The organism is Pseudomonas sp. McL0111 (assembly GCF_052567255.1).
Genome location: NZ_CP199585.1, coordinates 2195331 through 2220000, shown reverse-complemented (window position 1 = coordinate 2220000; position 24670 = coordinate 2195331). Strand labels below are relative to the sequence as shown.

Here is a 24670-nt window from a genome sequence, read left to right as displayed (position 1 = left end):
ACATCTTCTTCACGCCATCCAGGCCTTCAAGCAACGGCATGGTCAGAATGCACTGAGCCTCCTGACCATAACCACGCTGCAGCTCACGCCCCATCAACAGGTTGAACTTCTGATCGGTGCCACCCAACTCGACATCCGCACGCAGAGCCACCGAGTCATAGCCCTGAACCAGCGGATAGAGGAACTCATGAATGGCGATAGGCTGATTGGTGGTGTAGCGCTTGTCGAAGTCATCGCGCTCGAGCATGCGAGCGACGGTGTATTGCGAAGTCAGGCGAATAAAGTCGGCCGGCCCCATCTGATCCATCCAGGTGGAGTTGAACGCGACTTCGGTTTTCGCCGGATCAAGAATCTTGAACACCTGAGTCTTGTAGGTCTCGGCGTTTTCCAGAACCTGCTCACGAGTCAGCGGCGGACGCGTTGCGCTCTTGCCGCTCGGATCACCGATCATCCCGGTGAAGTCACCTATAAGGAAGATCACCTGATGCCCCAGCTCCTGGAACTGGCGCAGCTTATTAATAAGCACCGTGTGACCCAAGTGCAGATCCGGAGCGGTAGGGTCAAAACCAGCCTTGATACGCAGCGGTTGGCCGCGCTTGAGCTTCTCGATCAGCTCGGACTCGACCAATAGTTCTTCCGCACCACGTTTTATCAGCGCTAGCTGCTCTTCAACCGACTTCATAACAGACCCGCAAGGCTCAGATTCAAAGGGAACCAACCATACAAGATCGCGCACCAAATACAAGTTTTGCCCGGCGCACGGACACCAATCCACAGACAGACTGTCTGTAGACTTGCTTCAGAGATGATTTGGTTATATTTTATACAGTTATTTCATCTTCATCATGTCATTCATCTTTTCCAATTCATCATTATTCAAAGTCAAAATCACTTATGACCACTGAACCGTCTAAAGCGCCACCGCTTTACCCGAAGACCCACCTGCTCGCCGCAAGTGGGATCGCCGCCCTTCTCAGTCTGGCGCTCCTGGTATTCCCTTCCAGCGATGTTGAAGCCAAAAAGACGACCCTGAGTCTTGAACTGGAAAGTCCTGCTGAACAACTGACACAAGATCAAGACGCTGCTGACGCGGCTCAGGCCACAAATGAGCCGGTCGCTTCGCCCTTCGCGCAAATAGAAAACGATGCCGAAGACACCTCGGAAACCGCTCAGGCCGCTCCCGCGCCGACTCCGGCCGCCGACAAGAAAGCCCCGGGACACCGTGAAGTTGTTGTCGCCAAAGGCGATACGCTTTCGACATTGTTTGAAAAGGTCGGACTGCCGGCCGCCGCAGTCCATGAAGTGCTGGCCAGCGACAAGCAGGCCAAGCAGTTCAGCCAGCTCAAACACGGCCAGAAACTCGAATTCGAATTGAACCCGGAAGGCCAACTGACCAACCTGCACAGCAAGGTCAGCGACGTCGAAACCATTACCCTGACCAAAAATGACAAGGGTTATGTATTCAACCGCGTTACCGCCAAACCGACTGTCCGCACCGCTTACGTACACGGCGTAATCAACAGCTCGCTGTCGCAGTCCGCCGCTCGCGCCGGCCTGTCGCACAGCATGACCATGGATATGGCCAGCGTTTTCGGCTACGACGTCGACTTCGCTCAAGACATCCGTCAGGGCGACGAATTCGACGTGATCTACGAGCAGAAAGTGGTCAACGGTAAAGCCGTAGGCACTGGCCCGATCCTGTCTGCCCGTTTCACTAACCGCGGCAAGACTTACACCGCCGTGCGTTACACCAACAAACAAGGCAACAGCAGCTACTACACCGCTGATGGCAACAGCATGCGCAAGGCGTTCATCCGTACTCCGGTGGACTTCGCCCGCATCAGCTCGAAGTTCTCCATGGGCCGCAAACACCCGATCCTCAACAAGATCCGCGCCCACAAAGGCGTCGATTACGCAGCCCCACGCGGCACGCCGATCAAGGCTGCCGGTGACGGCAAAGTGCTGCTGGCCGGCCGTCGCGGTGGTTACGGCAACACCGTGATCATCCAGCACGGCAACACTTACCGCACGCTGTACGGGCACATGCAGGGCTTCGCCAAAGGTGTGAAAACCGGCGGCACCGTCAAGCAGGGTCAAGTGATTGGTTATATCGGCACCACCGGCCTGTCCACCGGCCCGCACTTGCACTATGAGTTCCAGGTCAACGGCGTTCACGTCGATCCACTGGGCCAGAAGCTGCCAATGGCAGACCCGATTGCCAAGGCCGAACGCGCTCGCTTCCTCGCGCAAAGCCAACCGCTGATGGCGCGCATGGATCAAGAGAAGGCCACGATGCTGGCTTCGAGCAAGCGTTAAGTCATGGCCCTCTATATTGGCGTGATGTCCGGTACCAGCCTCGATGGACTGGACATCGCTCTGATCGAGCAAACCTCGGCGATCAAACTGGTCGCCACGCATTACATCCCGATGCCTGACACCCTGCGCGCCGAGCTGCTTGGCTTGTGCGCCAGCGGTCCCGACGAAATCGCCCGCTCGGCGATTGCCCAGCAAAACTGGGTGAAGCTCGCGGCGCAAGGCATTCGCACTCTCCTCGATCAGCAGCAACTCGATCCACAAGCCATTCGCGCCATCGGCAGCCACGGCCAGACCATTCGCCACGAACCGGCGCGCGGTTTCACCGTACAGATCGGCAACCCTGCACTACTCACCGAACTGACCGGCATCACCGTCGTCAGTGATTTCCGCAGCCGCGATGTCGCTGCCGGTGGCCAGGGCGCACCACTCGTGCCTGCCTTCCACGAAGCTTTGTTTGAAGAGCGTACCGGTAACCGGGCAGTCTTGAATGTCGGCGGTTTCAGCAATCTCAGTCTGATTGAGCCGACCAAGGCTGTAGCCGGTTTCGACTGCGGACCTGGGAATGTGCTGATGGACGCCTGGATTCATCAGCAGCGCGGTCAAAATTACGATCTCAACGGACAGTGGTCAGCCACCGGCACCGTCGAGCCAGCTCTACTGAAGGAGCTGCTCAGCGATCCTTTCTTCGTGACCAAAGGCCCGAAAAGCACCGGCCGGGAAGTGTTCAACCTGACTTGGCTCGAACAGCACCTGTCGCGCCTGCCAACCTTTGCCGCTGAAAATGTCCAGGCAACACTGCTTGAACTGACGGCACTGACCATCATCGAATCGCTGCAAACCGCACAAGCGGATACTCGCGAACTGCTGGTCTGCGGCGGCGGCGCTCACAACGCTACGCTAATGAAGCGTCTGGCTGACCTGCTGCCAAATGCAGTCGTGGCCAGTACCGCGACGCATGGTGTTGATCCGGACTGGGTTGAAGCCATGGCCTTCGCCTGGCTGGCGCATTGCTGCCTCGAAGGCATCGCTGCCAACCGACCGAGCGTCACCGGAGCCCGTGGCCTGCGTATTCTCGGCGCCATCTACCCGGCCTGACCGCCAGACTCAAATCCCGCACAGCAAAACGCCGCAGAGCCATGAAGCCCTGCGGCGTTTTGTTATGTGCAGCGAAGTGCGATCAGATCGAGAACGAAGACCCGCAACCACAAGTGGTGCTGGCGTTCGGGTTCTTGATCACGAAGCGCGAGCCTTCCAGACCTTCCTGGTAATCGACTTCGGCACCGGCCAGATACTGGAAACTCATCGGATCAACCACCAGACTTACGCCTTCGCGCTCGACAATGGTGTCGTCCTCGGCCACATCTTCATCGAAGGTGAAGCCGTACTGAAACCCTGAACAACCGCCGCCCGTAACGAATACGCGCAGCTTCAAGCGATCATTCCCCTCTTCATCGACCAGGCTCTTCACCTTGTGCGCAGCACCTTGGGTGAATTGCAAAGCCGTGGGGGTGAAGGATTCGACGCTCATGCTGACTATCTCCCGGCGTTACGCCGCCATAATGCGTGATGACGCGCATTATCCGCTTCTCCTAGAAAATCGGTCAACTATTGTTACGGTATATCAATCAACACAATTGTCAGACCACAATGCAAAAAGGCCCGTTCGACGGGCCTTTTTGCTATCAGGAAGGATGCGTTACGGCAGCATGCCAGCGTGCGACAGACCCAGACGCTCATCCAGACCGAACAGGATATTCATATTCTGCACAGCCTGACCCGACGCGCCCTTCACCAGATTGTCGATGACCGACAGCACCACCACCAGATCGCCATCCTGTGGACGATGCACGGCGATACGGCAGACGTTGGCGCCGCGCACGCTACGGGTTTCCGGATGGCTACCGGCCGGCATTACATCGACGAACGGTTCATTGGCATAGCGCTTTTCGAACAGCGCTTGCAGATCCACCGAGCGATCAACCACGGTCGCGTAGAGCGTGGAGTGAATCCCACGAATCATCGGCGTCAGGTGCGGCACGAACGTCAGGCCGACGTCCTTGCCCGCTGCACGACGCAGGCCCTGGCGAATTTCCGGCAGATGACGGTGACCTTTCACCGCATAGGCCTTCATGCTTTCCGATGTTTCGGAATACAGAGATCCTACGGACGCACCACGACCGGCGCCGCTGACGCCGGATTTGCAGTCGGCGATCAGGCGCGAAGTGTCAGCGAGACCAGCCTCAAGCAGCGGCAGGAAACCCAGTTGCGTCGCTGTCGGATAGCAACCCGGCACCGCAATCAGACGCGCCTTCTTGATTTGCTCGCGATTGACCTCCGGCAAACCGTAGACCGCCTCGTCGAGCAACGCCGGCGCACCGTGCGGCTGGCCGTACCACTTGGCCCACTCATCGGCGTCCTGCAGACGGAAGTCCGCCGACAGGTCGATGACCTTGGTGCCCGCCGCCAGCAATTCACCGGCCAGTGCATGAGCCACACCGTGCGGAGTGGCGAAGAACACCACATCACATGCGCCCAGCGTCTTGATGTCCGGCACGCTGAACGCCAGGCCATCGTAGTGACCGCGCAGGTTCGGATACATGTCGGCCACAGGCAGGCCAGCCTCGGATCGGGAAGTGATCACAACCACTTCTGCCTGCGGATGCTGTGCCAACAGACGCAGCAGTTCGACACCGGTGTAACCCGTGCCGCCGACGATACCGACCTTGACCATAAACCTGCCCTCAACGAACCCACTGGAAAGCCGTCGATAATAGGGGCCGCGCGCCCCTGCGACAACCGTCAAGGTGACGTGCGGACGCTCAAGCCTCTACTATCCGGCTTACCGTGAATCAGGGAATAACTAAAAATGCTCTATCTGTGGATCAAAGCGTTTCATATCGTCAGCATCGTGTGTTGGTTCGCCGGGCTGTTCTACCTGCCGAGATTGTTCGTTTATCACGCACAAAGTGAAGATGCGATCAGCAAAGAACGCTTCAGCATCATGGAGCGCAAGCTGTATCGCGGCATCATGGGCCCGGCGATGATCGCCACGCTGATCTTTGGTGGCTGGCTGATCTACCTCAACCCAAGCATCTTCAGTCAGGGCGGCTGGATACACGCGAAACTGACCCTGGTCGTATTGCTGATCGGCTACCACCATATGTGTGGCGCACAGGTAAAACGCTTCGCTCGTGGCGAGAACACCCGCAGCCATGTCTTTTATCGCTGGTTCAATGAAGTGCCGGTTCTGATATTGCTGGCTATCGTAATTCTGGTCGTGGTCAAGCCGTTCTAACTTCAATAACCACAACACTTCGAGGGACCTCCAATGTCGCTGCCCGCTCTGCTCGAACAACGTCTGCGTCTGCCCGTGGTGGCTGCGCCGATGTTCCTGATTTCCAACCCGGAACTGGTGCTCGCCTGCTGCCGCAATGGTGTGGTCGGGAGTTTTCCGGCCCTGAACCAGCGCGAAAGCAGCGGTTTCAAGGCCTGGCTGGAACAGATCGAAGCGGGACTGGCGACGCTGGACAACCCGGCGCCTTACGCGGTCAACCTGATCGTTCACAACAGCAACCCGCGCTTACAGGCGGATTTGAATATTTGCGTCGAGCACAAAGTGCCGATCGTCATCACCAGCCTCGGCGCGGTGAAAGAATTGGTGGACGCGGTGCACAGCTACGGCGGCCTGGTGTTTCATGACGTCACCACTCGCCGCCATGCGGAGAAAGCCGCCGAGGCAGGTGTCGATGGTCTGATAGCCGTCGCAGCCGGAGCCGGTGGCCACGCCGGAACCTGGAGCCCGTTTGCGCTGATCGCCGAAATCCGTGAATTCTTCGACAAGACGCTGCTGCTTGCAGGATGTCTTAACCATGGCCATGAGATTCTCGCCGCACAGATGCTTGGCGCGGATTTGGCCTACTTCGGTACGCGATTTATCGGCACCACCGAAAGTCATGCGCCTGACGCCTACAAGGAAATGCTCCTGACAGCCAAGGCTGCAGACATCATTCATACTCCTGCCGTGTCGGGCGTACCGGCGAGCTTCATGCGCCAAAGCCTGCAAGCTGCGGGTTTCGACCTGGCGGCATTGCAAGGCAAAGGCGAGGTCAACTTTGGCGACAAGCTCAAACCGATCAGCGATGAAGCCAAGGCCTGGAAGACCGTGTGGTCGGCGGGTCAAGGTGTAGGGCAAATCGATGATCTGCCGAGCGTCGATCAACTGATCGCTCGCCTCGACGCCGAGTATCGCCAGGCCCAGGAGCGCGCAGCACAGCTGCCGAAACGCTGGCCACGCTGAGAAATCCGGCCAGTTGCTCGCCAACTGGCCTTACACTTGCTGACCGCAACATCTTTCACTTCCATTTTTTCGCGACAAGGATGCCTCGGCCATGAGCGACCCCCGTTACAAGATCGTTTTCGACGGTGCTCTGCAGCCCGGTGTCGATATCACCACTGCCAAGCTCAACCTCGCTGACCTGTTCAAAAGCGATGTCGCCGCCATCGAGCGCTTGTTCAATGGCAGCACCGTCGCCCTCAAACGCGATCTGTCGCACAGCGATGCGCAAACCTATCTGCAAGCGCTGGGTAAAACCGGGATCGATGCGCGAATCGAGCCGGAAACAACGGTCGAGCTCAATCTGGCCGACGTACAAGAATACTCAGCTGCCGTCGCCGAACCGGACTCGCCCTACGCGCCTCCTCGGGCCAACGTTGGCGAAAACCTGCCGGCATTCGCCGAACTGAAGCCGTTCAGTGTCGAAGGCCGAATCGGCCGCCTGAGGTTTCTGGCCTGGACCATGGTGTTGAGCCTGGTCGGCATACCCGTTGTCGGTATATTCGCGTTGATCGGCCTGGGGCTGGTCAGTGGCGATTCCACCACCGGGTTGATCATCGGCGGCATCTTCGCCTTCTTCCTGTTCATCGCCTTCGTAATTGTCAGCATTCTGTTCAGCGTCCAGCGCCTGCACGATATCGGCTGGTCGGGCTGGCTCTGGCTGCTGAACCTTGTGCCGTTCGTAGGCACCTTTTTCCCGTTCGTGATCATGATCGTACCGGGCAATAGCGGCGCCAATCGCTACGGCCCGCCGCCGCCACCCAACAGCACAGCCGTCAAAGTCCTGTGCTCTCTGTGGATCGTGTTTATTGCGCTGATGTTTGCCGGCGGGATGCTCGGCGGCATCTCGGCTATCCAGCAGGAATATGAAAGCAACCTTGAAAGCAGCTACGAAAGTGGCTCGGTGACCACCGATGAAGTAGACGTCGAGGTCGAACCGGCAGCTAATTCCGCCGACGATGCAGCCGAAGCCGCCCAGCCTTCTGTAGACTCTGCGAAAGAATGAACAACGCTCCCCGCCGTGACACCTGCGTCGCTGGCGCGGGGCTGTTGCGATGGAGAATTGCATGACCCGTTACGCTCTGATCACCGGCGCCTCCAGCGGCATCGGCCTGGCACTGGCCGAAGCTCTGGCCCGGCGCGGTCGCAGCCTGATTCTGGTGGCTCGCCAGCGTGATCAGCTGGAAAGTATCGCTATCGAACTGACTCAACGCTTTGGCGTCGAGGTGCTGTTTCGCGCGTGCGATCTTGGTGAGCCGTTGCGCCTGTCCGGATTTCTGCTGGAGCTGGAAGAAGGCGACCGGCAGATCGATCTACTGGTGAACTGCGCGGGCATTGGCACTTGCGGCCCGTTCCTCGCACAGGACTGGATGACCGAGCAGGATCTGATCGAGGTGAACATCCTCGCCCTCACCCGTTTGTGCCACGCCATTGGCAACAGCATGGCGTTGCAGGGTGGCGGGCAGATTCTGAATGTCGCCTCGGTGGCCGCGTTCAACCCCGGCCCGTGGATGAGCACTTACTACGCCAGCAAAGCCTACGTGCTGCACTTTTCCGAAGGCCTGCGGGTCGAGCTGAAGAAATGCGCGGTAAAAGTCTCGGTGCTCTGCCCCGGTCCGACCCGTACTGCATTTTTCCGCACCGCGCAGTTGAACAACGAAAAACTCAACGACAGTAAATTGCTGATGAGTCCTGAAGAGGTCGCGCTATACACCGTGCGCGCTCTGGAGAAAAATCGCGCCATCATCATTCCGGGGCGGCGCAACCGCTGGTTTGCCTTCCTGCCGCGACTTGGCTCGCGCTGGCTCAACCGCACTATCGTCGGCATGGTCAACAAGGCTTACTGCCCGCGCTGAATCGCCCTACGGTAAAACACTGGGCTGGCACATCCCTCATGAGTAGACTCAGGCCAGCCCAAACAACGGAGAAAACAGCAGTGGATACTCTGTTCACCAAGATCATCAACCGGGAGATTCCGGCCAAGATCATTTACGAGGACGACCAGGTTCTGGCGTTCCACGACATCGCGCCACAGGCACCCGTGCATTTTCTGGTGATCCCGAAGAAGCCGGTGCGCACCCTCAATGACCTGACCGAAGACGACAAGGCGCTGGCCGGGCACATCCTGTTCACTGCCCAGCGTCTGGCGCTGGAATTGGGTTGCGAGGAAGGCTTCCGGGTAGTGATGAACTGCAATGAACAAGGTGGGCAGACCGTCTACCACATTCATATGCACGTACTCGGTCAGCGCCAGATGACCTGGCCACCGGGCTGATCAAAGCAACACTGTGGGAGCGGGCTTGCTCGCGAGGGCGATGGCACTTTCAAAACCTCTGTGCCTGACACGCCGCTTTCGCGAGCAAGCTCGCTCCCACAGGAATCGCTTCAAAATGACCCAGCGCAAACCTTCTCCGGCCGATTCGGTTAAACTGGCCGCCGAGATTCCTCCCGGAGGTCAGCATGACTACCCAACGTCACTACTCGCCAATTGACCGTCTTCTGCTGCAAGCCGATGCCGCGATGCGCACCCTGCTTCCTTTCAGTGGCCAGCCGTACCGTCCGTCGCCAGCCATCGTGCAGCCCGAAGTTCAGATGAGCGACGAAGACACCCGCCACGTTGCCGGGCTGATGCGCATCAACCATACCGGCGAAGTCTGCGCCCAGGCGCTGTATCAGGGGCAGGCACTGACGGCCAAGCTGCCGCAGGTGCGCGAAGCCATGGAGCACGCGGCTGAAGAAGAGATCGATCATCTGGTGTGGTGCGAACAACGCATTCACCAGTTGGGCAGCCACACCAGCATTCTCAATCCGCTGTTCTACGGCATGTCCTTCGGTATTGGCGCGGTTGCCGGCCTGATCAGCGACAAGGTCAGCCTCGGGTTTGTCGCGGCAACCGAGCATCAGGTGTGCAAACACTTGAACGAACATCTGGAGCAGATCCCCGCCGAGGACGAGAAGTCCCGGGCGATTCTCGAGCAGATGCGTATTGATGAAGAACATCATGCGGAAAGTGCGCTGGATGCAGGCGGGTTTCGTTTTCCGGCGCCGGTGAAGTTCGGGATGAGTCTGTTGGCCAAGGTGATGACCAAGAGTACTTATCGGATCTGAAGCGTCGGTGGCCGTAAGGGCCTCATCGCGAGCAGGCTCACTCCTACAGGGTCTGTGTTTCAGCAATAAAAAAGGCGACTACCGCTAAGTAGTCGCCTTTTTTGTGCCCGGAATCTTACGTCGGCATGTTGCGCGCGTAGAAGATTTCCAGCATTTCGTGTTTCACACGCTCGGTTACCTGCTTGCGTTGCTCAGCCGACAGGTTGCTGGTGGCGTCGCCGAACAGGTAGTTATCCAGTTCGAAGTTCTTCAGCAGCATTTTGGTGTGGAACAGGTTTTCCTGGTACACGTTCACGTCGGTCATCTGATACGCGTCGCGAGTGTCTTCGGAAAGGTAGTTCTGGATCGAATTGATCTCGTGGTCGATGAAGTGCTTGTTGCCTTCAACGTCACGGGTGAAGCCGCGCACACGATAATCCACGGTCACTATGTCCGAATCGAACTGGTGAATCAGGAAATTGAGCGCTTTCAGCGGTGAAATGACACCACACGTCGACACATCGATATCCACACGGAAGGTTGCAATACCGTCGTCCGGATGAATTTCCGGATAGGTGTGCACCGTGATGTGGCTCTTGTCGAGGTGGGCCAGGATGATTTCGGGCAACGGGCCCGGCGACTCTTCAATCTGACTTTCAGTCGGGGTTACCGGCTCTTCAGAAATCAGAATCGTGACGCTGGCGCCCTGAGGTTCATAGTCCTGACTGGCAATGTTCAGGATGTTGGCACCAATGATCTCGACAACTTCTGTGAGAATCTGCGTCAGGCGTTTCGCGTTGTACTCTTGATTGATGTACTCGACGTAAGCCTGCTGGTCTTGCGGGGTTTCCGCGTAGCAGATGTCATAGATGTTGAAGCTCAAGGTCTTTGTCAGGTTATTGAACCCGTGGAGCTTGAGTTTGCTTTTCACCGTTAAAAACTCTCTATGTATGCGGCGCAGCCGCGTGATCAAGCATGCCCGTCAAATGCGAACAACGCACCTGCGTAGGACGGTTAACACCTCTTCGCGATGGCGATTTTGGTTATCTGTTCAGGCGGCTGATCCGTCGGTTGACCGATCACTGCCCTGAAAAAAGTGGCGCATTATGCAGACGTCAGCGGGGGATCGCCAGAGTCTGCACTGCTTTTATGATAGTTGAATGTCGGTTCAACCGAGTTCGATGATTTCGTAATCGTGAGTGATCGCTACGCCAGCGGCGCCGAGCATGATCGAGGCCGAGCAATACTTCTCTGCGGACAGTTCGATGGCGCGCTTGACCTGGGCTTCTTTCAGGCCACGGCCCTTGACCACGAAATGCATGTGGATCTTGGTGAAGACCTTCGGATCTTCGGTCGCACGCTCTGCTTCGAGGAAGGCTTCGCAGCTTTCAACGGCCTGGCGCGACTTCTTCAGAATGCTCACCACGTCGAAGTTGCTGCAACCGCCAACGCCGAGCAGGAGCATTTCCATCGGGCGCACGCCCAGATTACGACCACCGGCGTCCGGCGGACCATCCATGACCACGACATGACCGCTACCGGATTCGCCGAGGAACATGGCTTCGCCAGCCCATTGGATGCGTGCCTTCATCGCCAAGACTCCACTGTAGAAAAAAGGGTCGCCAGCTTAGCACAGGGCTTTGCTCTGACAGCGGCGGCTTTCCTAGGACGGATGCGTCTAGGGCGTAGGTAATTTCTCGAATTTTCGACGAAGTGTCTGTTAAGCTGGCGCCAATTCGCTGGCGCCTATGCCAGCTGTGTAGCGACCGCCTTCAGCGCCTCATAAAAAAATCAAACATCACCGTGCAGTCTTTTCGGGATACAACCATGGTTGCTATTACCCCCACACCCAAAATCAAAAACCTCGACAAGCTGCTGATGCATTGCCAGCGGCGTCGCCATGCGGCCAAGAGCAACATCATCTGTGCCGGCGACCGCTCGGACACGCTGTACTTCATCATCAAGGGTTCGGTGACGATCCTGATCGAAGACGATGACGGACGCGAGATGATCATCGCCTACCTGAACGCCGGGGACTTCTTCGGCGAACTGGGCCTGTTCGAACAGGCTGGCCAGGAGCAGGAACGCAGTGCCTGGGTGCGGGCCAAGGTCGAATGCGAAGTTGCGGAAATCAGCTACGCAAAATTCCGCGAGTTGTCGCAGCAAGATCCAGACATTCTTTACGTCCTCAGCGGACAAATCGCACAACGCCTGCGCAACACCACGCGCAAGGTCGGCGATCTGGCGTTCTTCGACGTGACCGGCCGTGTAGCTCGTTGCCTGCTGGAACTGTGCAAACAGCCCGACGCGATGACCCATCCGGACGGCATGCAGATCAAGGTGACTCGTCAGGAAATCGGGCGGATTGTCGGGTGTTCGAGAGAGATGGTCGGCCGCGTGCTCAAGGATCTTGAGGAACGCAACCTGGTCGATGTGAAGGGCAAGACCATGGTGGTCTTCGGCACGCGCTAAGCGAAAGCCTAAACGCTGTACATCTGCGCCAGCATCAGACGAAACAGTTCATCGAGACGCGCCAACGCCTGTGGCGCGTTGAATTTCTCATGCAGGGCGATGTGGCTTTCAGCCCGCACCCGCTGCTCCAGACCGCAGGCTTCGTTAAAGCGATTGACCGCTGCGACCATCGACTCACGCTCGTTATCCATCAGCATCGCACCGTGCATCAGTCCGACCGGACGCTGACCGCCCTGACTCTGGCGCCAGCGCTGGGCAGTGCCGACCATTTTGCGGCCGTCGAGGTTGACGTTGAAGCGACCGTCGCAAAATGCGCCGTCGATTTCGCCCAGTGACGAAGTGCCGCCCAACTCATTGAGCAATTGGCAGATCGGATCGCACAGACGACGGTAGCCTGTTTCGATGCGATTCAGATCGCCCTCGCTGCGCGGCGGTGCATAGACCAGTGCGATGTTGATCGTCGCGGCTGATTGCGGCACCGGCTCGCCACCGGTTTCGCGCAGCAGTACCGGCCAGCCGGCAGCAGCGGAAACTTCGCAGGCGTGTTCGAATCCGGGCAGGCGATTGAGGCGGCGCGGCATGACCAGAGCGCGATCGCTGGGTTGCCAGAACAGCAGACCGAATTCGGCGTCGCCGGCGCAGACTGAAGCGAGCAAGTCCTGTTCGGCTTGCAGGCCGGCTTCGATGGTCAGGGAGGTTGGCAGCGACATGGACAGCTCCAGCAGATTTGAGACCTTCAGCGAATTCGAGGGCCTCTTCGCGGGCAAGCCCGCTCCCACAGGGAACGGGCGCCTGCCAAAGATCAATCAGTCGAGGGTAGAACCGTTCACCACTCCGCCACGCTCCGGGAAGAACAGGCGTTGCAGTTCAGTGCCCGGGCTTTCGGCGCGCATGAACGCTTCGCCGACCAGGAATGCGTAGACGTCACTGATTTCCATCAGCTCGACATCGGCACGATTGAGGATGCCGCTCTCGGTGATCACCAGTCGGTCGCGCGGGATGCGCGGCAGCAGGTCGAGAGTGGTTTCAAGGCTGACTTCAAAAGTGTGCAGGTTGCGGTTGTTGACCCCGACCAGCGGTGTGTCGAGGGTTTTCAGCGCACGCTCAAGCTCATCGCCGTCATGCACTTCCACCAGCACATCGAGGCCAACACCTTTGGCCACCGCTGCCAGTTCGGCCATTTTCACGTCGTCCAGTGCGGAAACGATCAACAGCACGCAGTCGGCGCCCAGCGCACGGGCTTCAACGATCTGATACGGATCGATCATGAAGTCTTTGCGGATTACCGGCAGCTTGCACGCGGAACGAGCCTGCTGCAGATACGCGTCGGCGCCCTGGAAGTAGTCGATATCAGTCAGCACCGAAAGACAGGTCGCCCCGCCCTTCTCGTAGCTTTTGGCGATGTCGGCCGGGATGAAGTTCTCGCGAATCACACCTTTGCTCGGCGAAGCCTTTTTGATTTCGGCAATCACCGCAGGTTGTTTCTTTTTCGCTTGCGCCAGTAATGCCTGGGCAAAACCACGGGGTGCATCGGCCGCCTTGGCCAGACTTTCCAGCTCGCTCAGGCTCACACGGGCGCTACGCTCGGCGATTTCCAGAACTTTGCGGGCCAGAATGTTTTCCAGAACCGTCGGTACACTCATCCCTCATTCTCCACTTTGAATACCGCGGTAAAGGCACCCAGCTCCTCGAGTTTCTCACGAGCAAGTCCGGTGTGCAGAGCGTCGTGCGCAAGCTCCACGCCCTGTTTCAAACTACTGGCCACGTCGGCGGCGTACAGCGCTGCACCAGCGTTGAGCACAATCATTTCAGCGGCTTTCTGGCCGTTTTCGGTTTTGCGTTTGCCCAGCGCATCACGAATCAGCGCCAGCGAAGCCTCCGGGCCATCAACCGACAGACCGTGCAGGCTCTGGCTTTTCATGCCGAGATCTTCCGGCTCTACCCAATACTCGGTGATCTGGTCGTTTTTCAGCTCGGCAACAAAGGTCGGTGCAGCCAGGCTGAATTCGTCCAGACCGTCCTTCGAATGCACCACCAATACATGTTTGCTGCCCAGACGCTGCAAGACTTCAGCCAATGGCCGGCACAGCGCGACGTTGAACACCCCCACCACCTGATGCTTCACACCGGCCGGATTCGTAAGCGGGCCGAGCATGTTGAACAGCGTGCGCAGGCCCAGATCGCGGCGCGGGCTAGCGGCGTACTTCATCGCTTTATGGTGGGTCTGGGCAAACATGAAGCCGATGCCGACGTTGTCGATGCAGCGGGCGACCTGGACAGGCGTCAAATTGAGGTAGATCCCGGCCGCTTCCAGCAGATCGGCGCTGCCGCTCTTGCCCGAAACAGCACGGTTGCCGTGTTTGGCCACGGTGCAACCAGCCGCTGCAACGACGAACGAGGACGCCGTCGATACGTTGAAAATGTTCGCGCCGTCACCGCCGGTGCCGACCACATCGACCACGCCGTCGAGGGTCTTGAGTTCGACTTTGTCTGCCAGCTCGCGCATCACTGATACGGCGCCGACGATTTCGTCGATGCTTTCGCTCTTCATGCGCATGGCCATCATGAACGCGCCAATCTGCGCGTCAGTGCATTGGCCAGTCATGATTTCGCGCATCACGTCGCGCATTTCATCGGTGCTGAGGTCGAGGTGCTCGACGATACGGCTCAGGGCTGTCTTGATATTCATGCAAAGTCCTTAGCGCGTGCCGCCGGTTTGTTTGAGGAAGTTGGCAAACAGTTCATGGCCCTGCTCAGTCAGGATCGACTCGGGGTGGAACTGTACGCCCTCAATGTTCAGGGTCTTGTGACGCAGGCCCATGATTTCGTCGACGCTGCCGTCATCGTGCTGGGTCCAGGCGGTCAGTTCCAGACAATCGGGCAAAGTATCGTGCTTGACGATCAGCGAATGGTAGCGGGTAACCGTCAGCGGATGATTCAGACCGGCAAAGACACCCTTGTCCTCGTGGAATACCGGGCTAGTCTTACCGTGCATCACTTGTCGGGCACGCACCACGTCACCGCCAAAGGCCTGGCCGATGGACTGGTGGCCAAGGCAGACGCCGAGGATTGGCAGTTTGCCGGCAAAGTGCTTGATGGCTTCGATGGAGATACCGGCTTCGGTCGGTGTGCACGGGCCGGGAGAAACCACGATGCGCTCCGGGTTGAGCGCTTCGATCTGGGCAACGGTGAGTTCATCGTTGCGCACAACCTTGACCTCGGCACCCAGCTCGCCGAGGTATTGCACAACGTTGTAAGTAAAGGAGTCGTAGTTGTCGATCATCAGCAACATGGCGTTTCGAACCTCTTGAATTCTGACTTGAAGACAGCCTTCAGATGACTTGCCCGCAGGGCGCTGCGATGTCGGACGCGCAGGTCGCATCGGTACAGCGGGATTTCAAACGGGCAAGGAAGGCAAAGCGATACAGATCCGGCGGGGCCGGCAGGAAAGATTCAGGCGCGCCAACGCCAACGGGCGTGTGCCTTGATGACTTGATCCAGGAGTTTGCTGACGATCAACACGGGGAAGGTCTCGTTCATACGTTCCCGCACAGTAACTTAGCTGGGCAGAGCGTGCAATATGGCGGGGCCGACGGGGGATAAAACTATGTGAGGGTTCGCGACCGATGGCAAAAGGCCGGAAGTTTTTGGTACTGTCGTTTCGTTCACTACAACAATAAATAAACGGACTTGCTCATGATCAAACAGACGTTGTTTGTACCGCTCGCCGGCTGCCTGCTCGCCATGGCGTGTGCCCAGGCGATTGCAGCCCCTCATCCTTACTCTAATTTCATCGTCTTCGGCGACAGCCTGAACGATGCCGGGACATTCGCCGACACTGGCGGCCCGGCCGGCGCGACCCAGCGCTACACCAACCGTACCGGGCCACTGTACAAGGATGGCACCGGGGAAAATCGCGACCTCAACGCCACACAAATCCTCGGTGGCAAACTGGGTTTCAGCCCTGATCAGACCGCGTCCTCGTCCTCGGCAGTCCGTGCCGGCGAAGGCTTGCCCGACGGCAACAACTGGGCTGTCGGCGGCTATCGTACCGACCAGATTCTCGACTCGATCACCACCCAATCAGCCACTGGCGAGCGCACCCGTGCCGGTTATTTGCCGTCGAATGGCTTCCGCGCCGATCCGAATGCGCTGTATTACCTCTCGGGTGGCGGTAACGACTTCCTGCAAGGACGCATCCTCAGCCTCGATCAGGCCAGCTCCGCCGCCGACCGCCTCGCAGACAGCGCACGCACCCTGCAATCAGCCGGCGCCAAATACATAGTGGTCTGGCTGTTGCCGGACATCGGCCTGACCCCGGCCATCAATGGTTCGCCGTTGCAGGGATTCACCTCGCAGCTCAGCGCCCAGTTCAACACCGAACTGGTCAGCCAGTTGCAAACCATCAACGCCGAAATCATTCCGCTGAACATTCCGGTACTGCTCAAGGAAGCGTTCGCCAACCCGGCACAGTTTGGTCTGGCCACTGACCAGAATCTTACGGCCACCTGCTTCAGCGGCAACAGCTGCACGGAAAACGCCAGGTACGGCATCAACAGCGCCACGCCTGATCCGTTCAAGCTGATCTACAACGACTCGGTACACCCGACCGAAGCCGGTCAACGCCTGATTGCTGACTACACCTATTCGCTGCTGTCGGCGCCATGGGAACTGACCCTGCTACCGGAAATGGCCCAAGGCGCGTTGCGTTCGCATCAGGACGAGTTGCGCAACCAATGGCTGGCTGACTGGGAAGACTGGCAGGCTGTCGGTCAATGGCGGGCGATTGTCGCCGGTGGCGGTCAGCATCAGGACTTCGATGACCAGAGCAGCGCAGCGAGTGGCGACGGTAATGGCTACAACCTGAACATCGGCGGCAGCTACCGTGTCAACGAAGCCTGGCGCGTGGGTCTGGCAGCCGGTCTGTACCACCAGAAAATCGAAGCTGGCGACAGCGACTCCGAGTACAAGCTCAATTCCTACATGGGCACAGCGTTCGCCCAGTATCAGCAAAATCGCTGGTGGGGTGATCTGGCTTTGACTGCCGGGCATCTGGATTACGACAGCCTCAAGCGTAAATTCCAGCTCGGGGTCAACGAGCGTGGCGAAAAAGGCGATACCGACGGCTATGTATTGGCCATCAGTGGCCGCATCGGTTACGACATTGCCCCGCTAGCCAGCAGCCCTTGGCACCTGTCGCCATTCATCAGCGCCGACTTCGGCAAAACCGAAGTGAACGGTTACTCGGAAAACGGCGCGGATTCCACGGCGCTGACCTTCGATGATCAGTCGCGCAACTCCCGGCGTCTGGGTCTGGGTATTCAAGGCAAGTACCAGATCACCCCGAAAACCGAAGTGTTCGGCGAATTCGCGCATGAGCGTGAATACAACGATGACACTCAGGACCTGACCATCAACCTCAACAGCCTGCCAAACAACCACTTCACGCTGGAAGGCTACACGCCGCAGACCAACCTGAACCGCCTGAACCTGGGCGTGAGCCACAAGCTGACTCAGGACCTGGCGTTGCGCGCGAGCTACAACATTCGCAAGGATGATGACTTTACCCAGCAAGGTATCAACGTAGGTGTGAGTCTGGATTTCTAAATCGCAGGCCAATAAAAAACGCGACGTCCTTACGGGCGCCGCGTTTTTTTATGGCTACACACAATCAAATGTAGGAGTGAGCTTGCTCGCGAAAACGGTGTATCTGTCGACATTAATGGTGAATGTCAGACCGCTATCGCGAGCAGGCTCACTCCTACAATGATTTTGAGGTAACTCAGCTTTCCGGGGTTTGTTCGGCCAGTGCAACCGCACGGAACATCGCCCGGCGCTTGTTCAGGGTTTCTTCCCATTCCAGTGCCGGCACCGAGTCGGCAACGATGCCGCCACCGGCCTGCACGTGCAGTTCGCCGTTCTTGATCACCGCGGTGCGGATCGCAATCGCAGTGTCCATATTGCCGTTCCAGGCGAAGTAACCGACCGCACCGCCATAAACGCCACGCTTGACCGGCTCCAGTTCGTCGATGATTTCCATCGCGCGAATCTTCGGTGCACCGGACAAAGTCCCCGCCGGCAGAATCGCCCGCAGTGCGTCCATCGCCGTCAGTCCGGCTTTCAATTGGCCGGTAACGTTGGAGACGATGTGCATCACGTTGGAATAACGCTCGATGACCATTTTCTCGGTGAGTTTCACCGAGCCGATTTCCGAAACGCGCCCGGTGTCGTTACGACCGAGGTCGATCAGCATCAGGTGCTCGGCAATCTCTTTGTCGTCGGACAGCAGGTCTTCTTCCAGCGCCACATCAGCTTCTTCGGTCGCGCCGCGTGGGCGAGTACCGGCAATCGGGCGCACGGTGATCAGATTGTCTTCGACCCGCACCAGCACTTCCGGCGAACTGCCAACGACATGGAAATCGCCGAAGTTGAAGAAGTACATGTACGGCGTCGGGTTGAAGCAACGCAGTGCGCGGTACAGATCGATCGGCGCAGCCTTGAAGTCGATCGACATACGCTGCGACGGCACGACCTGCATGCAGTCACCGGCAAGGATGTATTCCTTGATGGTGTCGACAGCTCTTTCGTAGTCGTCCTGAGTGAAACTGGAGCGGAACACCGGATCAGCCGATTGCTGTTTGCTGAAATCCAGACCTCGGCGCGGGGTGATCGGCTGACGCAGTTTTTCCAGCAGTGCCTGCAATTGCGCCTGACCTTGCTCGAAAGCATCGGCCTGCGCCGGATCGGCCAGCACGATTGCATGCATCTTGCCCGCGAGGTTGTCGAACACCACCACCGCGTCGGAAACCATCAACAGAATGTCCGGCACGCCCAGCGGGTCCGGGTTCGGGCATTTGCCCAGGCGCTTCTCCACATAACGCACGCAGTCATAACCGAAGTAACCGACCAGACCACCGTTGAAACGCGGCAGACCGGCAATGGTCGGCACGTTGTAACGGGCCTTGAAGGTTTCGACGAAGGCCAGCGGGTCTTCGACGTCATGGCTTTCGGTTTCGACGCCGTCGATGGTCACGCTGACGTGATGGTCATGAACCCGCATCACGGTGCGGCACGGCAGGCCGATGATCGAATAACGCCCCCACTTCTCCCCGCCCTGTACGGATTCGAGCAGGTAGGAGTTGGGCTGGTCAGCCAGTTTCAGGTAGATCGACAGCGGCGTGTCGAAGTCGGCCAGGGTTTCGCAGGCCAACGGAATGCGGTTGTAGCCATCAGCGGCCAAGCGCAGGAATTCTTCTCGGATCATGAGGTGCCTCGTGGTGTGAGGTGCTAACAGTCAGGTGTGCAAACGTGCCGGCAGGCCGGCCAGGAACAAGTCAGGCGCGCCAACGCCAGCGGGCCAGGGCCTTGATGACTTTCATCCAGAGTTTGCGGGTGACCACCACGATGGCGTTTCCAGAAGGAGGTTGAACAGCGTCGGGCAACGTTATCCCACCGGCCAGATCCAGGCAACCGGGAATTAGCTTGCGCAGATCGTCGATCACCAGAGCCGGGGATTCCTCGGCAATCGGTCGGCCGTGGTTGTAGCCGTAGCTCAACGCCACGCACTTGACCCCCGCCGCTTTCGCCGCCAGCACGTCGCTGCGCGAATCACCGACAAACAGCGATTGCGAGGCCGGAATGTTGGCCATTTTCATCACGAAAAACAGTGCCGCCGGGTCAGGCTTCTTCTGCGGCAAGGTATCGCCGCCGATGATCCACTTGAAGTAACGACCGATTTTCATCTGATCCAGCAACGGTGCTACAAAACGCTCGGGCTTGTTGGTGATCAGCGCCATCACCACACCTTGCTTGTACAGCCATTTCAAAGTGTCGCGCACGCCGGGATAGACCACGGTCAGCTCATGGCTGGCGCCGTAGGCTTCCATGAAAATCTCCAGCGCGTGCTCGGCCTCGACATCATCCACCGCCGAGTGCTCGATGCCACCGGCCAGCGCACGACGCACCAGCACCGGCGCGCCGTTGCCGACCCACTCGCGTACCGATTCGATGCCCGCCGGCTTGCGGCCGAGGGTGAGCAGCATGTTGTCCACCGCCGCCGCCAGGTCGGGAACCGAATCGATCAGCGTGCCATCCAGATCGAACATCACCAACCGTGGCAGTTTCCCCGGGAACAGCTGCTCAAAACCACTCATGGGCGGCTCAGTGCCAGTTCGGAGCGCATCTTGTCGATGACTTCCTGATAGTTCGGTGCGTTGAAAATCGCCGAGCCGGCAACAAAGGTGTCAGCACCGGCAGCGGCGATTTCACGGATGTTGTTGACGTTGACGCCGCCGTCGATTTCCAGACGGATATCACGGCCCGACGCATCAATGATCGCCCGCGCTTCGCGCAGCTTGTCGAGGGTGCCGGGAATGAACTTCTGCCCGCCGAAGCCCGGATTGACGCTCATCAGCAAGACCATGTCGACCTTGTCGATCACGTACTTGAGCACGTCCAGCGGGGTCGCCGGGTTGAACACCAGACCGGATTTGCAGCCGCCTTCGCGGATCAGCTGCAAGGAGCGATCAACGTGCAGCGTGGCTTCCGGGTGGAAGGTAATGTATGTCGCGCCGGCCTCGATGAAGTCGCCAACGATGCGATCCACCGGGCTGACCATCAGGTGCGCGTCGATTGGCGCGGTAACGCCGTACTTGCGCAGTGCCGCACAAACCATCGGACCGATGGTCAGGTTCGGAACGTAGTGGTTGTCCATGACATCGAAGTGGACGAAGTCGGCACCGGCGGCCAGAACGTTGTCCACTTCTTCACCCAGGCGGGCGAAGTCGGCGGAGAGAATCGACGGAGCAATTACGAAGGGCTGCATGACGCACCTTTTCTGAGCTAAATCACGATGGCGCGCATTGTATACCTCAAGTTTCCGCGCGCGCACCGTGACCGCGATGATTGGGTTGTGCCATGACCGGTGGCAGATAACCTTTCAGTAGGCCGCCCGGTAGATCTTCTCGATATCAATGGCGCTGAGTTTGCGCGGGTTGTTGCGCATCAGGCGCTCGATTCCTGCGGCCTCCACGGCCATCGACGGGATCGCCTCTTCCGGCACGCCGAAACTGCGCAAGCCGCTGGGGATTTCCACCGCCGCGCACAGATCGGTCATCGCCTGCACGGCTTTGTCCGCCGCGTCGTTGGCGCTCAGATGGGCAGTTTTCACCCCCATGGCTTCGGCAATATCCTGCATCCGTTCGACGCAGGCCATCTTGTTCCAGGTCATGACATACGGCAGCAGCAAGGCGTTGCTCACACCGTGAGCGATGTTGAAGCGCCCGCCCAGCGGATACGCCAGCGCATGCACCGCGCCGACCCCGGCATTACCGAATGCCATGCCGGCCATCAGGCTGGCGGTGGCCATGTCTTCGCGGGCTTGCAGGTTGGCGCCGTTGGCGTAGGCCTTGGGCAATGACCGGGCGATCAGCTTGATTGCGCCAAGCGCCAGCGAATCGGTGATCGGCGATGCATTCACCGACAGATAGGACTCGATGGCATGCACCAGCGCATCGACACCACTGGCGGCGGTGACGCTGCGTGGGCAAGTCAGGGTCATTTGCGGACTGACCAGCGCCACGTCCGGTAATAGAAAGTCGCTGACGATGCCTTTCTTCAGTTGCGCGACCTTGTCCGAAAGAATCGCCACATTGGTCACTTCCGAACCGGTGCCGGCGGTGGTCGGAATGGCGATCAGCGGCGGGCCTTTGCGCGGCACCTGATCGACACCGAACAAATCCTCCAGCGCACCGTGGTAACCGGCATACGCCGCAACACTCTTGGCGATGTCGATGGCACTGCCGCCACCGAGACCGATCAAGCCGTCATGCCCGCCCTCGCGGTAAACGCGCATGCAATCCTCGACGATGGCGATTTCCGGGTCCGGCAGCACCCGGTCGAAAATCTCGTACTCGCGCCCGCCGAGCTGACACAGCGCCAGCTCCACGGTGCCGGACTTGACCAGCGCGGCATCGGTGACGATCAGCGGGTTGTCGATGTCCAGACGTGTCAGCTCCGCCGCCAGTTGCTCGATGGCTCCGGCGCCGGTGATCAGTTTGTGAGCGATTTTGAACTGGGAAAGACTCATCGTGCGCAGCCTCTTATAGATGTGGGAGCTGGGCACAAGATTAGCTGGAGATTTGGAGTTGTCTGCCATTCACCTTATGAATGACCCCGACCCTGAGGACATCACAAATCAATGTAGGAGTGAGCCTGCTCGCGATAGCAGTCGTTCAGTCGACACTTATAGTGACTGTCAGTCCGTCATCGCGAGCAGGCTCACTCCTACAAATGGCGCCTCAGACCTGGGCGGTGCGCAGTTTTTCGCTGCGGCCACGCAACCATTCCAGGGTCAGCAGCAGGATCACCGAAAACGCGATCAACAACGTAGCGGCAGCAGCAATGGTCGGGCTGAGGTTTTCACGAATGCCGCTGAACATCTGCCTAGGCAGCGTGGCTTGTTCGGGGCCGGCGAGGAATAAGGTCACTACAACTTCGTCGAATGAAGTCGCAAAAGCAAACAGCGCCCCGGAAATCACTCCCGGTGCAATCAGCGGCAAGGTCACCCGGCGAAATGCGGTCAACGGTGACGCACCGAGGCTGGCCGCAGCTCGCACCAGATTATGGTTGAAGCCCTGCAAGGTCGCCGACACCGTAATGATCACAAACGGCACGCCTAGCACCGCATGCACCACGATCAGCGAGAAGAAGCTGTTGCCCAGCCCTAGCGGCGCGAAGAACAGATAACTCGCCACGCCGATAATCACCACCGGCACCACCATCGGCGAAATCACCAGCGCCATCACCAGTGCTTTACCGGGGAAGTCACCACGGGTGAGGCCAATCGCCGCCAGCGTGCCGAAGACCATCGCCAGCACCGTGGCTGCCGGAGCAACGATGATGCTGTTCTTCAACGAACGCATCCATTCCGCCGAGGCGAAGAAGTCCTGATACCAGTGCAGCGAAAAGCCTTGCAGCGGGTACACGAGGAAACTGCCCGAGTTGAACGACAGCGGAATGATCACCAGCACCGGCAGGATCAGGAACAACAGAATCAGGCCGCAGAGAATCCGCAAGCTGTAGAACCACACCCGTTCGATGGGCGACATGTAAGGACTCAGCATCTCAAATTCCCCTTAGCTCAGGCGCAGGCGACTGGCGCCCACCAGCCAGCTGTAAATCAGATAAAGCACCACGGTCGCCAGCAGCAGCAAGCCGCCCAGCGCGGTGGCCATGCCCCAGTTGATGCTGGTGTTGGTATAGAAGGCGACGAAGTAGCTGACCATTTGATCGTTCGGGCTGCCGAGCAACGCCGGAGTGATGTAGTAGCCGATGGCGAGGATGAACACCAACAGGCAACCGGCGCCGACACCGGCATAGGTCTGCGGAAAATACACCCGCCAGAAACTGGCGAACGGATGGCAGCCCAGTGAAATCGCTGCGCGCATGTAGGTTGGCGAGATGCCTTTCATCACGCTGTAGATCGGCAGGATCATGAACGGCAGCAGGATGTGCACCATCGAGATGTACACGCCGGTGCGGTTGAACACCAGTTCCAGCGGCTTATCGATAATGCCCATCGCCATCAGACCGCTGTTGATCAGCCCGCCCGATTGCAGCAACACGATCCACGCGGCGACCCGCACCAGAATCGAGGTCCAGAACGGCAGCAGCACCAGAATCATCAGCAGGTTGCTTTGGCGTGATGGCAGGTTCGCCAGCAAATAGGCCAAGGGATAGGCGAGGAACAGGCAGGTCACGGTGATGACCAGGCCCATCCAGAAGGTGCGGGCGAAGATGTCGAGGTAGATCGCCTGGTCCGGGGTGGCCGGGGCTACTTCGCCGAGGTCGTCGATGCGGTGATCGACTGCCGCCAGCAAGTAGTAAGGCGTGATGCTGCTGGTGTTGCGGCGCACCGCTTGCCAGTAGGCCGGATCGCCCCAACGTTCGTCGAGGGCTTCCAGTGCTTCTTTATAAGAGGCCGGTTCGCTGGCGAATGGCAACGCCCGGGCGGTTTTGGTCAGCAGGCTGCGATAGCCGGCCAACTCCATGTTCAAGCGCTTGGACAGATCGCCCAGCGTCGAGTTTTTGCGGGCTTCGGCGAGGTCGTCGCTGGCTGCCTTGTAGACCGGCTCGGCGGGCAGGCCGCGACCGTCCCAACTGGCGATGGCCGCCACGGTGCGCGGCATGCCGCCGACCACTTCCGGGTTGCCCACGCTTTTGTAGAGCAGCGCCACGATCGGCACCAGAAACACCAGCAACAGAAACAGCACCAGCGGCGCAATCAGCGCCTGAGCCTTCCAGCGGTTGACCCGCTCGGCGCGCTTGAGCTTCTGCTTCAAGGTGGGGCTGGTGCCCTCGTTCAAGGGAACGGCGATGGCCATGACGTACTCCGCAAATCTTTGATCGTTACAGAAGTGGCGGACCACCTCTGTTGTGTTGAAACACCGCAGCCTGTGACAG

General features: G+C 58.8%; 25 protein-coding genes (1 of these 25 running past the window's edge). 10 read left to right on the top strand and 15 right to left on the bottom strand.

Going from position 1 to position 24670, the window contains the following annotated elements; genetic code table 11:
• Positions 1 to 682, bottom strand: the 5' portion of a protein-coding gene (gene tyrS / locus ACTWLJ_RS10020; protein ID WP_445180725.1) for a tyrosine--tRNA ligase. 518 nt of this gene lie to the left of the window's left edge; the window shows 682 of its 1200 coding nt (coding positions 1-682); it begins with the start codon at positions 680 to 682; its stop codon lies beyond the left edge, outside the window.
• A 212-nt stretch (positions 683 to 894) separates the two neighbouring features.
• On the opposite strand from tyrS, the gene ACTWLJ_RS10015 reads away from it, so the two are divergent.
• On the top strand, positions 895 to 2316 hold the full coding sequence (locus ACTWLJ_RS10015; RefSeq protein WP_445180724.1) for a peptidoglycan DD-metalloendopeptidase family protein: 1422 nt from the start codon (positions 895 to 897) through the stop codon (positions 2314 to 2316).
• 3 nt (positions 2317 to 2319) lie between these two features.
• Positions 2320 to 3411 (top strand): anhydro-N-acetylmuramic acid kinase, encoded by a 1092-nt coding sequence (locus ACTWLJ_RS10010; RefSeq protein WP_445180723.1) that lies wholly within the window; start codon positions 2320 to 2322, stop codon positions 3409 to 3411.
• An 82-nt stretch (positions 3412 to 3493) separates the two neighbouring features.
• On the opposite strand, the gene erpA is transcribed toward ACTWLJ_RS10010, so the two are convergent.
• Both erpA and argC read right to left on the bottom strand, forming a co-directional pair.
• Entirely contained in the window at positions 3494 to 3844 is a 351-nt protein-coding gene (erpA, locus tag ACTWLJ_RS10005; protein ID WP_042561358.1) for an iron-sulfur cluster insertion protein ErpA, read from the bottom strand.
• Positions 3845 to 4012: 168 nt separating this feature from the next.
• Complete coding sequence (gene argC, locus ACTWLJ_RS10000) at positions 4013 to 5047, bottom strand: N-acetyl-gamma-glutamyl-phosphate reductase (RefSeq protein WP_445180722.1); 1035 nt, start codon at positions 5045 to 5047, stop codon at positions 4013 to 4015.
• Positions 5048 to 5182: 135 nt separating this feature from the next.
• Here argC and hemJ point away from each other — a divergent pair, with 135 nt between their 5' ends.
• The 6 genes from hemJ (at position 5183) to coq7 (ending at position 9757) form a co-directional block, all read left to right on the top strand.
• Positions 5183 to 5611, top strand: coding sequence for a protoporphyrinogen oxidase HemJ (gene hemJ, locus ACTWLJ_RS09995; RefSeq protein WP_401217649.1), 429 nt, complete (start codon positions 5183 to 5185; stop codon positions 5609 to 5611).
• 33 nt (positions 5612 to 5644) lie between these two features.
• Complete coding sequence (locus tag ACTWLJ_RS09990) at positions 5645 to 6613, top strand: NAD(P)H-dependent flavin oxidoreductase (RefSeq protein WP_401217651.1); 969 nt, start codon at positions 5645 to 5647, stop codon at positions 6611 to 6613.
• Between the two features lie 91 nt (positions 6614 to 6704).
• The gene (locus ACTWLJ_RS09985) at positions 6705 to 7655 is read left to right on the top strand and encodes a DUF805 domain-containing protein (RefSeq protein ID WP_445180721.1); all 951 of its coding nucleotides are present in this window, start codon (positions 6705 to 6707) and stop codon (positions 7653 to 7655) included.
• Positions 7656 to 7716: 61 nt separating this feature from the next.
• On the top strand, positions 7717 to 8505 hold the full coding sequence (locus tag ACTWLJ_RS09980; RefSeq protein WP_401217657.1) for an SDR family NAD(P)-dependent oxidoreductase: 789 nt from the start codon (positions 7717 to 7719) through the stop codon (positions 8503 to 8505).
• An 80-nt stretch (positions 8506 to 8585) separates the two neighbouring features.
• Positions 8586 to 8924, top strand: a complete 339-nt coding sequence (locus ACTWLJ_RS09975) for a histidine triad nucleotide-binding protein (RefSeq protein WP_401217659.1) — start codon at positions 8586 to 8588, stop codon at positions 8922 to 8924.
• A gap of 185 nt (positions 8925 to 9109) precedes the next feature.
• Entirely contained in the window at positions 9110 to 9757 is a 648-nt protein-coding gene (gene coq7 / locus ACTWLJ_RS09970) for a 2-polyprenyl-3-methyl-6-methoxy-1,4-benzoquinone monooxygenase (RefSeq protein WP_401217662.1), read from the top strand.
• Positions 9758 to 9872: 115 nt separating this feature from the next.
• Here coq7 and speD read toward each other — a convergent pair whose 3' ends face one another.
• Both speD and ACTWLJ_RS09960 read right to left on the bottom strand, forming a co-directional pair.
• Positions 9873 to 10667 carry an adenosylmethionine decarboxylase gene (speD, locus tag ACTWLJ_RS09965; RefSeq protein WP_401217665.1) on the bottom strand — a complete coding sequence of 265 codons (795 nt, stop codon included), beginning with the start codon at positions 10665 to 10667 and terminating at the stop codon, positions 9873 to 9875.
• Between the two features lie 237 nt (positions 10668 to 10904).
• Entirely contained in the window at positions 10905 to 11327 is a 423-nt protein-coding gene (locus ACTWLJ_RS09960; protein WP_007941657.1) for an OsmC family protein, read from the bottom strand.
• A gap of 236 nt (positions 11328 to 11563) precedes the next feature.
• Here ACTWLJ_RS09960 and crp point away from each other — a divergent pair, with 236 nt between their 5' ends.
• A complete protein-coding gene (gene crp, locus ACTWLJ_RS09955; RefSeq protein WP_401217668.1) occupies positions 11564 to 12208 on the top strand; it encodes a cAMP-activated global transcriptional regulator CRP in 645 nt (214 codons plus the stop codon).
• 8 nt (positions 12209 to 12216) lie between these two features.
• Here crp and ACTWLJ_RS09950 read toward each other — a convergent pair whose 3' ends face one another.
• The 4 genes from ACTWLJ_RS09950 to ACTWLJ_RS09935 all read right to left on the bottom strand — a co-directional run bounded on the left by ACTWLJ_RS09950 (position 12217) and on the right by ACTWLJ_RS09935 (position 15500).
• On the bottom strand, positions 12217 to 12918 hold the full coding sequence (locus ACTWLJ_RS09950; RefSeq protein ID WP_445180720.1) for a lipoate--protein ligase family protein: 702 nt from the start codon (positions 12916 to 12918) through the stop codon (positions 12217 to 12219).
• A gap of 96 nt (positions 12919 to 13014) precedes the next feature.
• Positions 13015 to 13851 (bottom strand): indole-3-glycerol phosphate synthase TrpC, encoded by an 837-nt coding sequence (gene trpC, locus ACTWLJ_RS09945; protein WP_445180719.1) that lies wholly within the window; start codon positions 13849 to 13851, stop codon positions 13015 to 13017.
• On the bottom strand, positions 13848 to 14897 hold the full coding sequence (gene trpD, locus ACTWLJ_RS09940; protein ID WP_445180718.1) for an anthranilate phosphoribosyltransferase: 1050 nt from the start codon (positions 14895 to 14897) through the stop codon (positions 13848 to 13850). Before trpD ends, trpC begins: the two co-directional genes overlap by 4 nt.
• A gap of 9 nt (positions 14898 to 14906) precedes the next feature.
• Positions 14907 to 15500, bottom strand: a complete 594-nt coding sequence (locus tag ACTWLJ_RS09935) for an aminodeoxychorismate/anthranilate synthase component II (RefSeq protein ID WP_401217680.1) — start codon at positions 15498 to 15500, stop codon at positions 14907 to 14909.
• Positions 15501 to 15904: 404 nt separating this feature from the next.
• Between ACTWLJ_RS09935 and estP the strand changes: the two genes are divergently transcribed.
• A complete protein-coding gene (gene estP / locus ACTWLJ_RS09930) occupies positions 15905 to 17815 on the top strand; it encodes an esterase EstP (protein ID WP_445180717.1) in 1911 nt (636 codons plus the stop codon).
• Positions 17816 to 17990: 175 nt separating this feature from the next.
• On the opposite strand, the gene trpE is transcribed toward estP, so the two are convergent.
• The 6 genes from trpE to ACTWLJ_RS09900 all read right to left on the bottom strand — a co-directional run bounded on the left by trpE (position 17991) and on the right by ACTWLJ_RS09900 (position 24591).
• Complete coding sequence (gene trpE, locus ACTWLJ_RS09925) at positions 17991 to 19472, bottom strand: anthranilate synthase component I (protein ID WP_445180716.1); 1482 nt, start codon at positions 19470 to 19472, stop codon at positions 17991 to 17993.
• Positions 19473 to 19542: 70 nt separating this feature from the next.
• On the bottom strand, positions 19543 to 20361 hold the full coding sequence (locus tag ACTWLJ_RS09920) for a phosphoglycolate phosphatase (RefSeq protein ID WP_401217688.1): 819 nt from the start codon (positions 20359 to 20361) through the stop codon (positions 19543 to 19545).
• Entirely contained in the window at positions 20358 to 21032 is a 675-nt protein-coding gene (rpe, locus tag ACTWLJ_RS09915; protein WP_401217691.1) for a ribulose-phosphate 3-epimerase, read from the bottom strand. The genes ACTWLJ_RS09920 and rpe overlap by 4 nt, the downstream gene beginning before the upstream one ends.
• Positions 21033 to 21146: 114 nt before the next feature.
• Positions 21147 to 22295 carry an iron-containing alcohol dehydrogenase gene (locus ACTWLJ_RS09910; RefSeq protein ID WP_445180715.1) on the bottom strand — a complete coding sequence of 383 codons (1149 nt, stop codon included), beginning with the start codon at positions 22293 to 22295 and terminating at the stop codon, positions 21147 to 21149.
• 211 nt (positions 22296 to 22506) lie between these two features.
• The gene (locus ACTWLJ_RS09905) at positions 22507 to 23331 is read right to left on the bottom strand and encodes an ABC transporter permease (RefSeq protein WP_401217696.1); all 825 of its coding nucleotides are present in this window, start codon (positions 23329 to 23331) and stop codon (positions 22507 to 22509) included.
• Positions 23332 to 23343: 12 nt separating this feature from the next.
• Positions 23344 to 24591 (bottom strand): ABC transporter permease, encoded by a 1248-nt coding sequence (locus ACTWLJ_RS09900; protein WP_445180714.1) that lies wholly within the window; start codon positions 24589 to 24591, stop codon positions 23344 to 23346.
• Positions 24592 to 24670: the final 79 nt, after the last annotated feature.

Coding starts and splice junctions, on each gene's coding strand:
- ACTWLJ_RS10015 (WP_445180724.1), top strand. CDS start 895: ATGACCACTGAACCGTCTAAAGCGCCACCGCTTTACCCGAAGACCCAC.
- ACTWLJ_RS10010 (WP_445180723.1), top strand. CDS start 2,320: ATGGCCCTCTATATTGGCGTGATGTCCGGTACCAGCCTCGATGGACTG.
- erpA (WP_042561358.1), bottom strand. CDS start 3,844: ATGAGCGTCGAATCCTTCACCCCCACGGCTTTGCAATTCACCCAAGGT.
- argC (WP_445180722.1), bottom strand. CDS start 5,047: ATGGTCAAGGTCGGTATCGTCGGCGGCACGGGTTACACCGGTGTCGAA.
- hemJ (WP_401217649.1), top strand. CDS start 5,183: ATGCTCTATCTGTGGATCAAAGCGTTTCATATCGTCAGCATCGTGTGT.
- ACTWLJ_RS09990 (WP_401217651.1), top strand. CDS start 5,645: ATGTCGCTGCCCGCTCTGCTCGAACAACGTCTGCGTCTGCCCGTGGTG.
- ACTWLJ_RS09985 (WP_445180721.1), top strand. CDS start 6,705: ATGAGCGACCCCCGTTACAAGATCGTTTTCGACGGTGCTCTGCAGCCC.
- ACTWLJ_RS09980 (WP_401217657.1), top strand. CDS start 7,717: ATGACCCGTTACGCTCTGATCACCGGCGCCTCCAGCGGCATCGGCCTG.
- coq7 (WP_401217662.1), top strand. CDS start 9,110: ATGACTACCCAACGTCACTACTCGCCAATTGACCGTCTTCTGCTGCAA.
- ACTWLJ_RS09960 (WP_007941657.1), bottom strand. CDS start 11,327: ATGAAGGCACGCATCCAATGGGCTGGCGAAGCCATGTTCCTCGGCGAA.
- crp (WP_401217668.1), top strand. CDS start 11,564: ATGGTTGCTATTACCCCCACACCCAAAATCAAAAACCTCGACAAGCTG.
- ACTWLJ_RS09950 (WP_445180720.1), bottom strand. CDS start 12,918: ATGTCGCTGCCAACCTCCCTGACCATCGAAGCCGGCCTGCAAGCCGAA.
- trpC (WP_445180719.1), bottom strand. CDS start 13,851: ATGAGTGTACCGACGGTTCTGGAAAACATTCTGGCCCGCAAAGTTCTG.
- trpD (WP_445180718.1), bottom strand. CDS start 14,897: ATGAATATCAAGACAGCCCTGAGCCGTATCGTCGAGCACCTCGACCTC.
- ACTWLJ_RS09935 (WP_401217680.1), bottom strand. CDS start 15,500: ATGTTGCTGATGATCGACAACTACGACTCCTTTACTTACAACGTTGTG.
- estP (WP_445180717.1), top strand. CDS start 15,905: ATGATCAAACAGACGTTGTTTGTACCGCTCGCCGGCTGCCTGCTCGCC.
- trpE (WP_445180716.1), bottom strand. CDS start 19,472: ATGATCCGAGAAGAATTCCTGCGCTTGGCCGCTGATGGCTACAACCGC.
- ACTWLJ_RS09920 (WP_401217688.1), bottom strand. CDS start 20,361: ATGAGTGGTTTTGAGCAGCTGTTCCCGGGGAAACTGCCACGGTTGGTG.
- rpe (WP_401217691.1), bottom strand. CDS start 21,032: ATGCAGCCCTTCGTAATTGCTCCGTCGATTCTCTCCGCCGACTTCGCC.
- ACTWLJ_RS09910 (WP_445180715.1), bottom strand. CDS start 22,295: ATGAGTCTTTCCCAGTTCAAAATCGCTCACAAACTGATCACCGGCGCC.
- ACTWLJ_RS09905 (WP_401217696.1), bottom strand. CDS start 23,331: ATGCTGAGTCCTTACATGTCGCCCATCGAACGGGTGTGGTTCTACAGC.
- ACTWLJ_RS09900 (WP_445180714.1), bottom strand. CDS start 24,591: ATGGCCATCGCCGTTCCCTTGAACGAGGGCACCAGCCCCACCTTGAAG.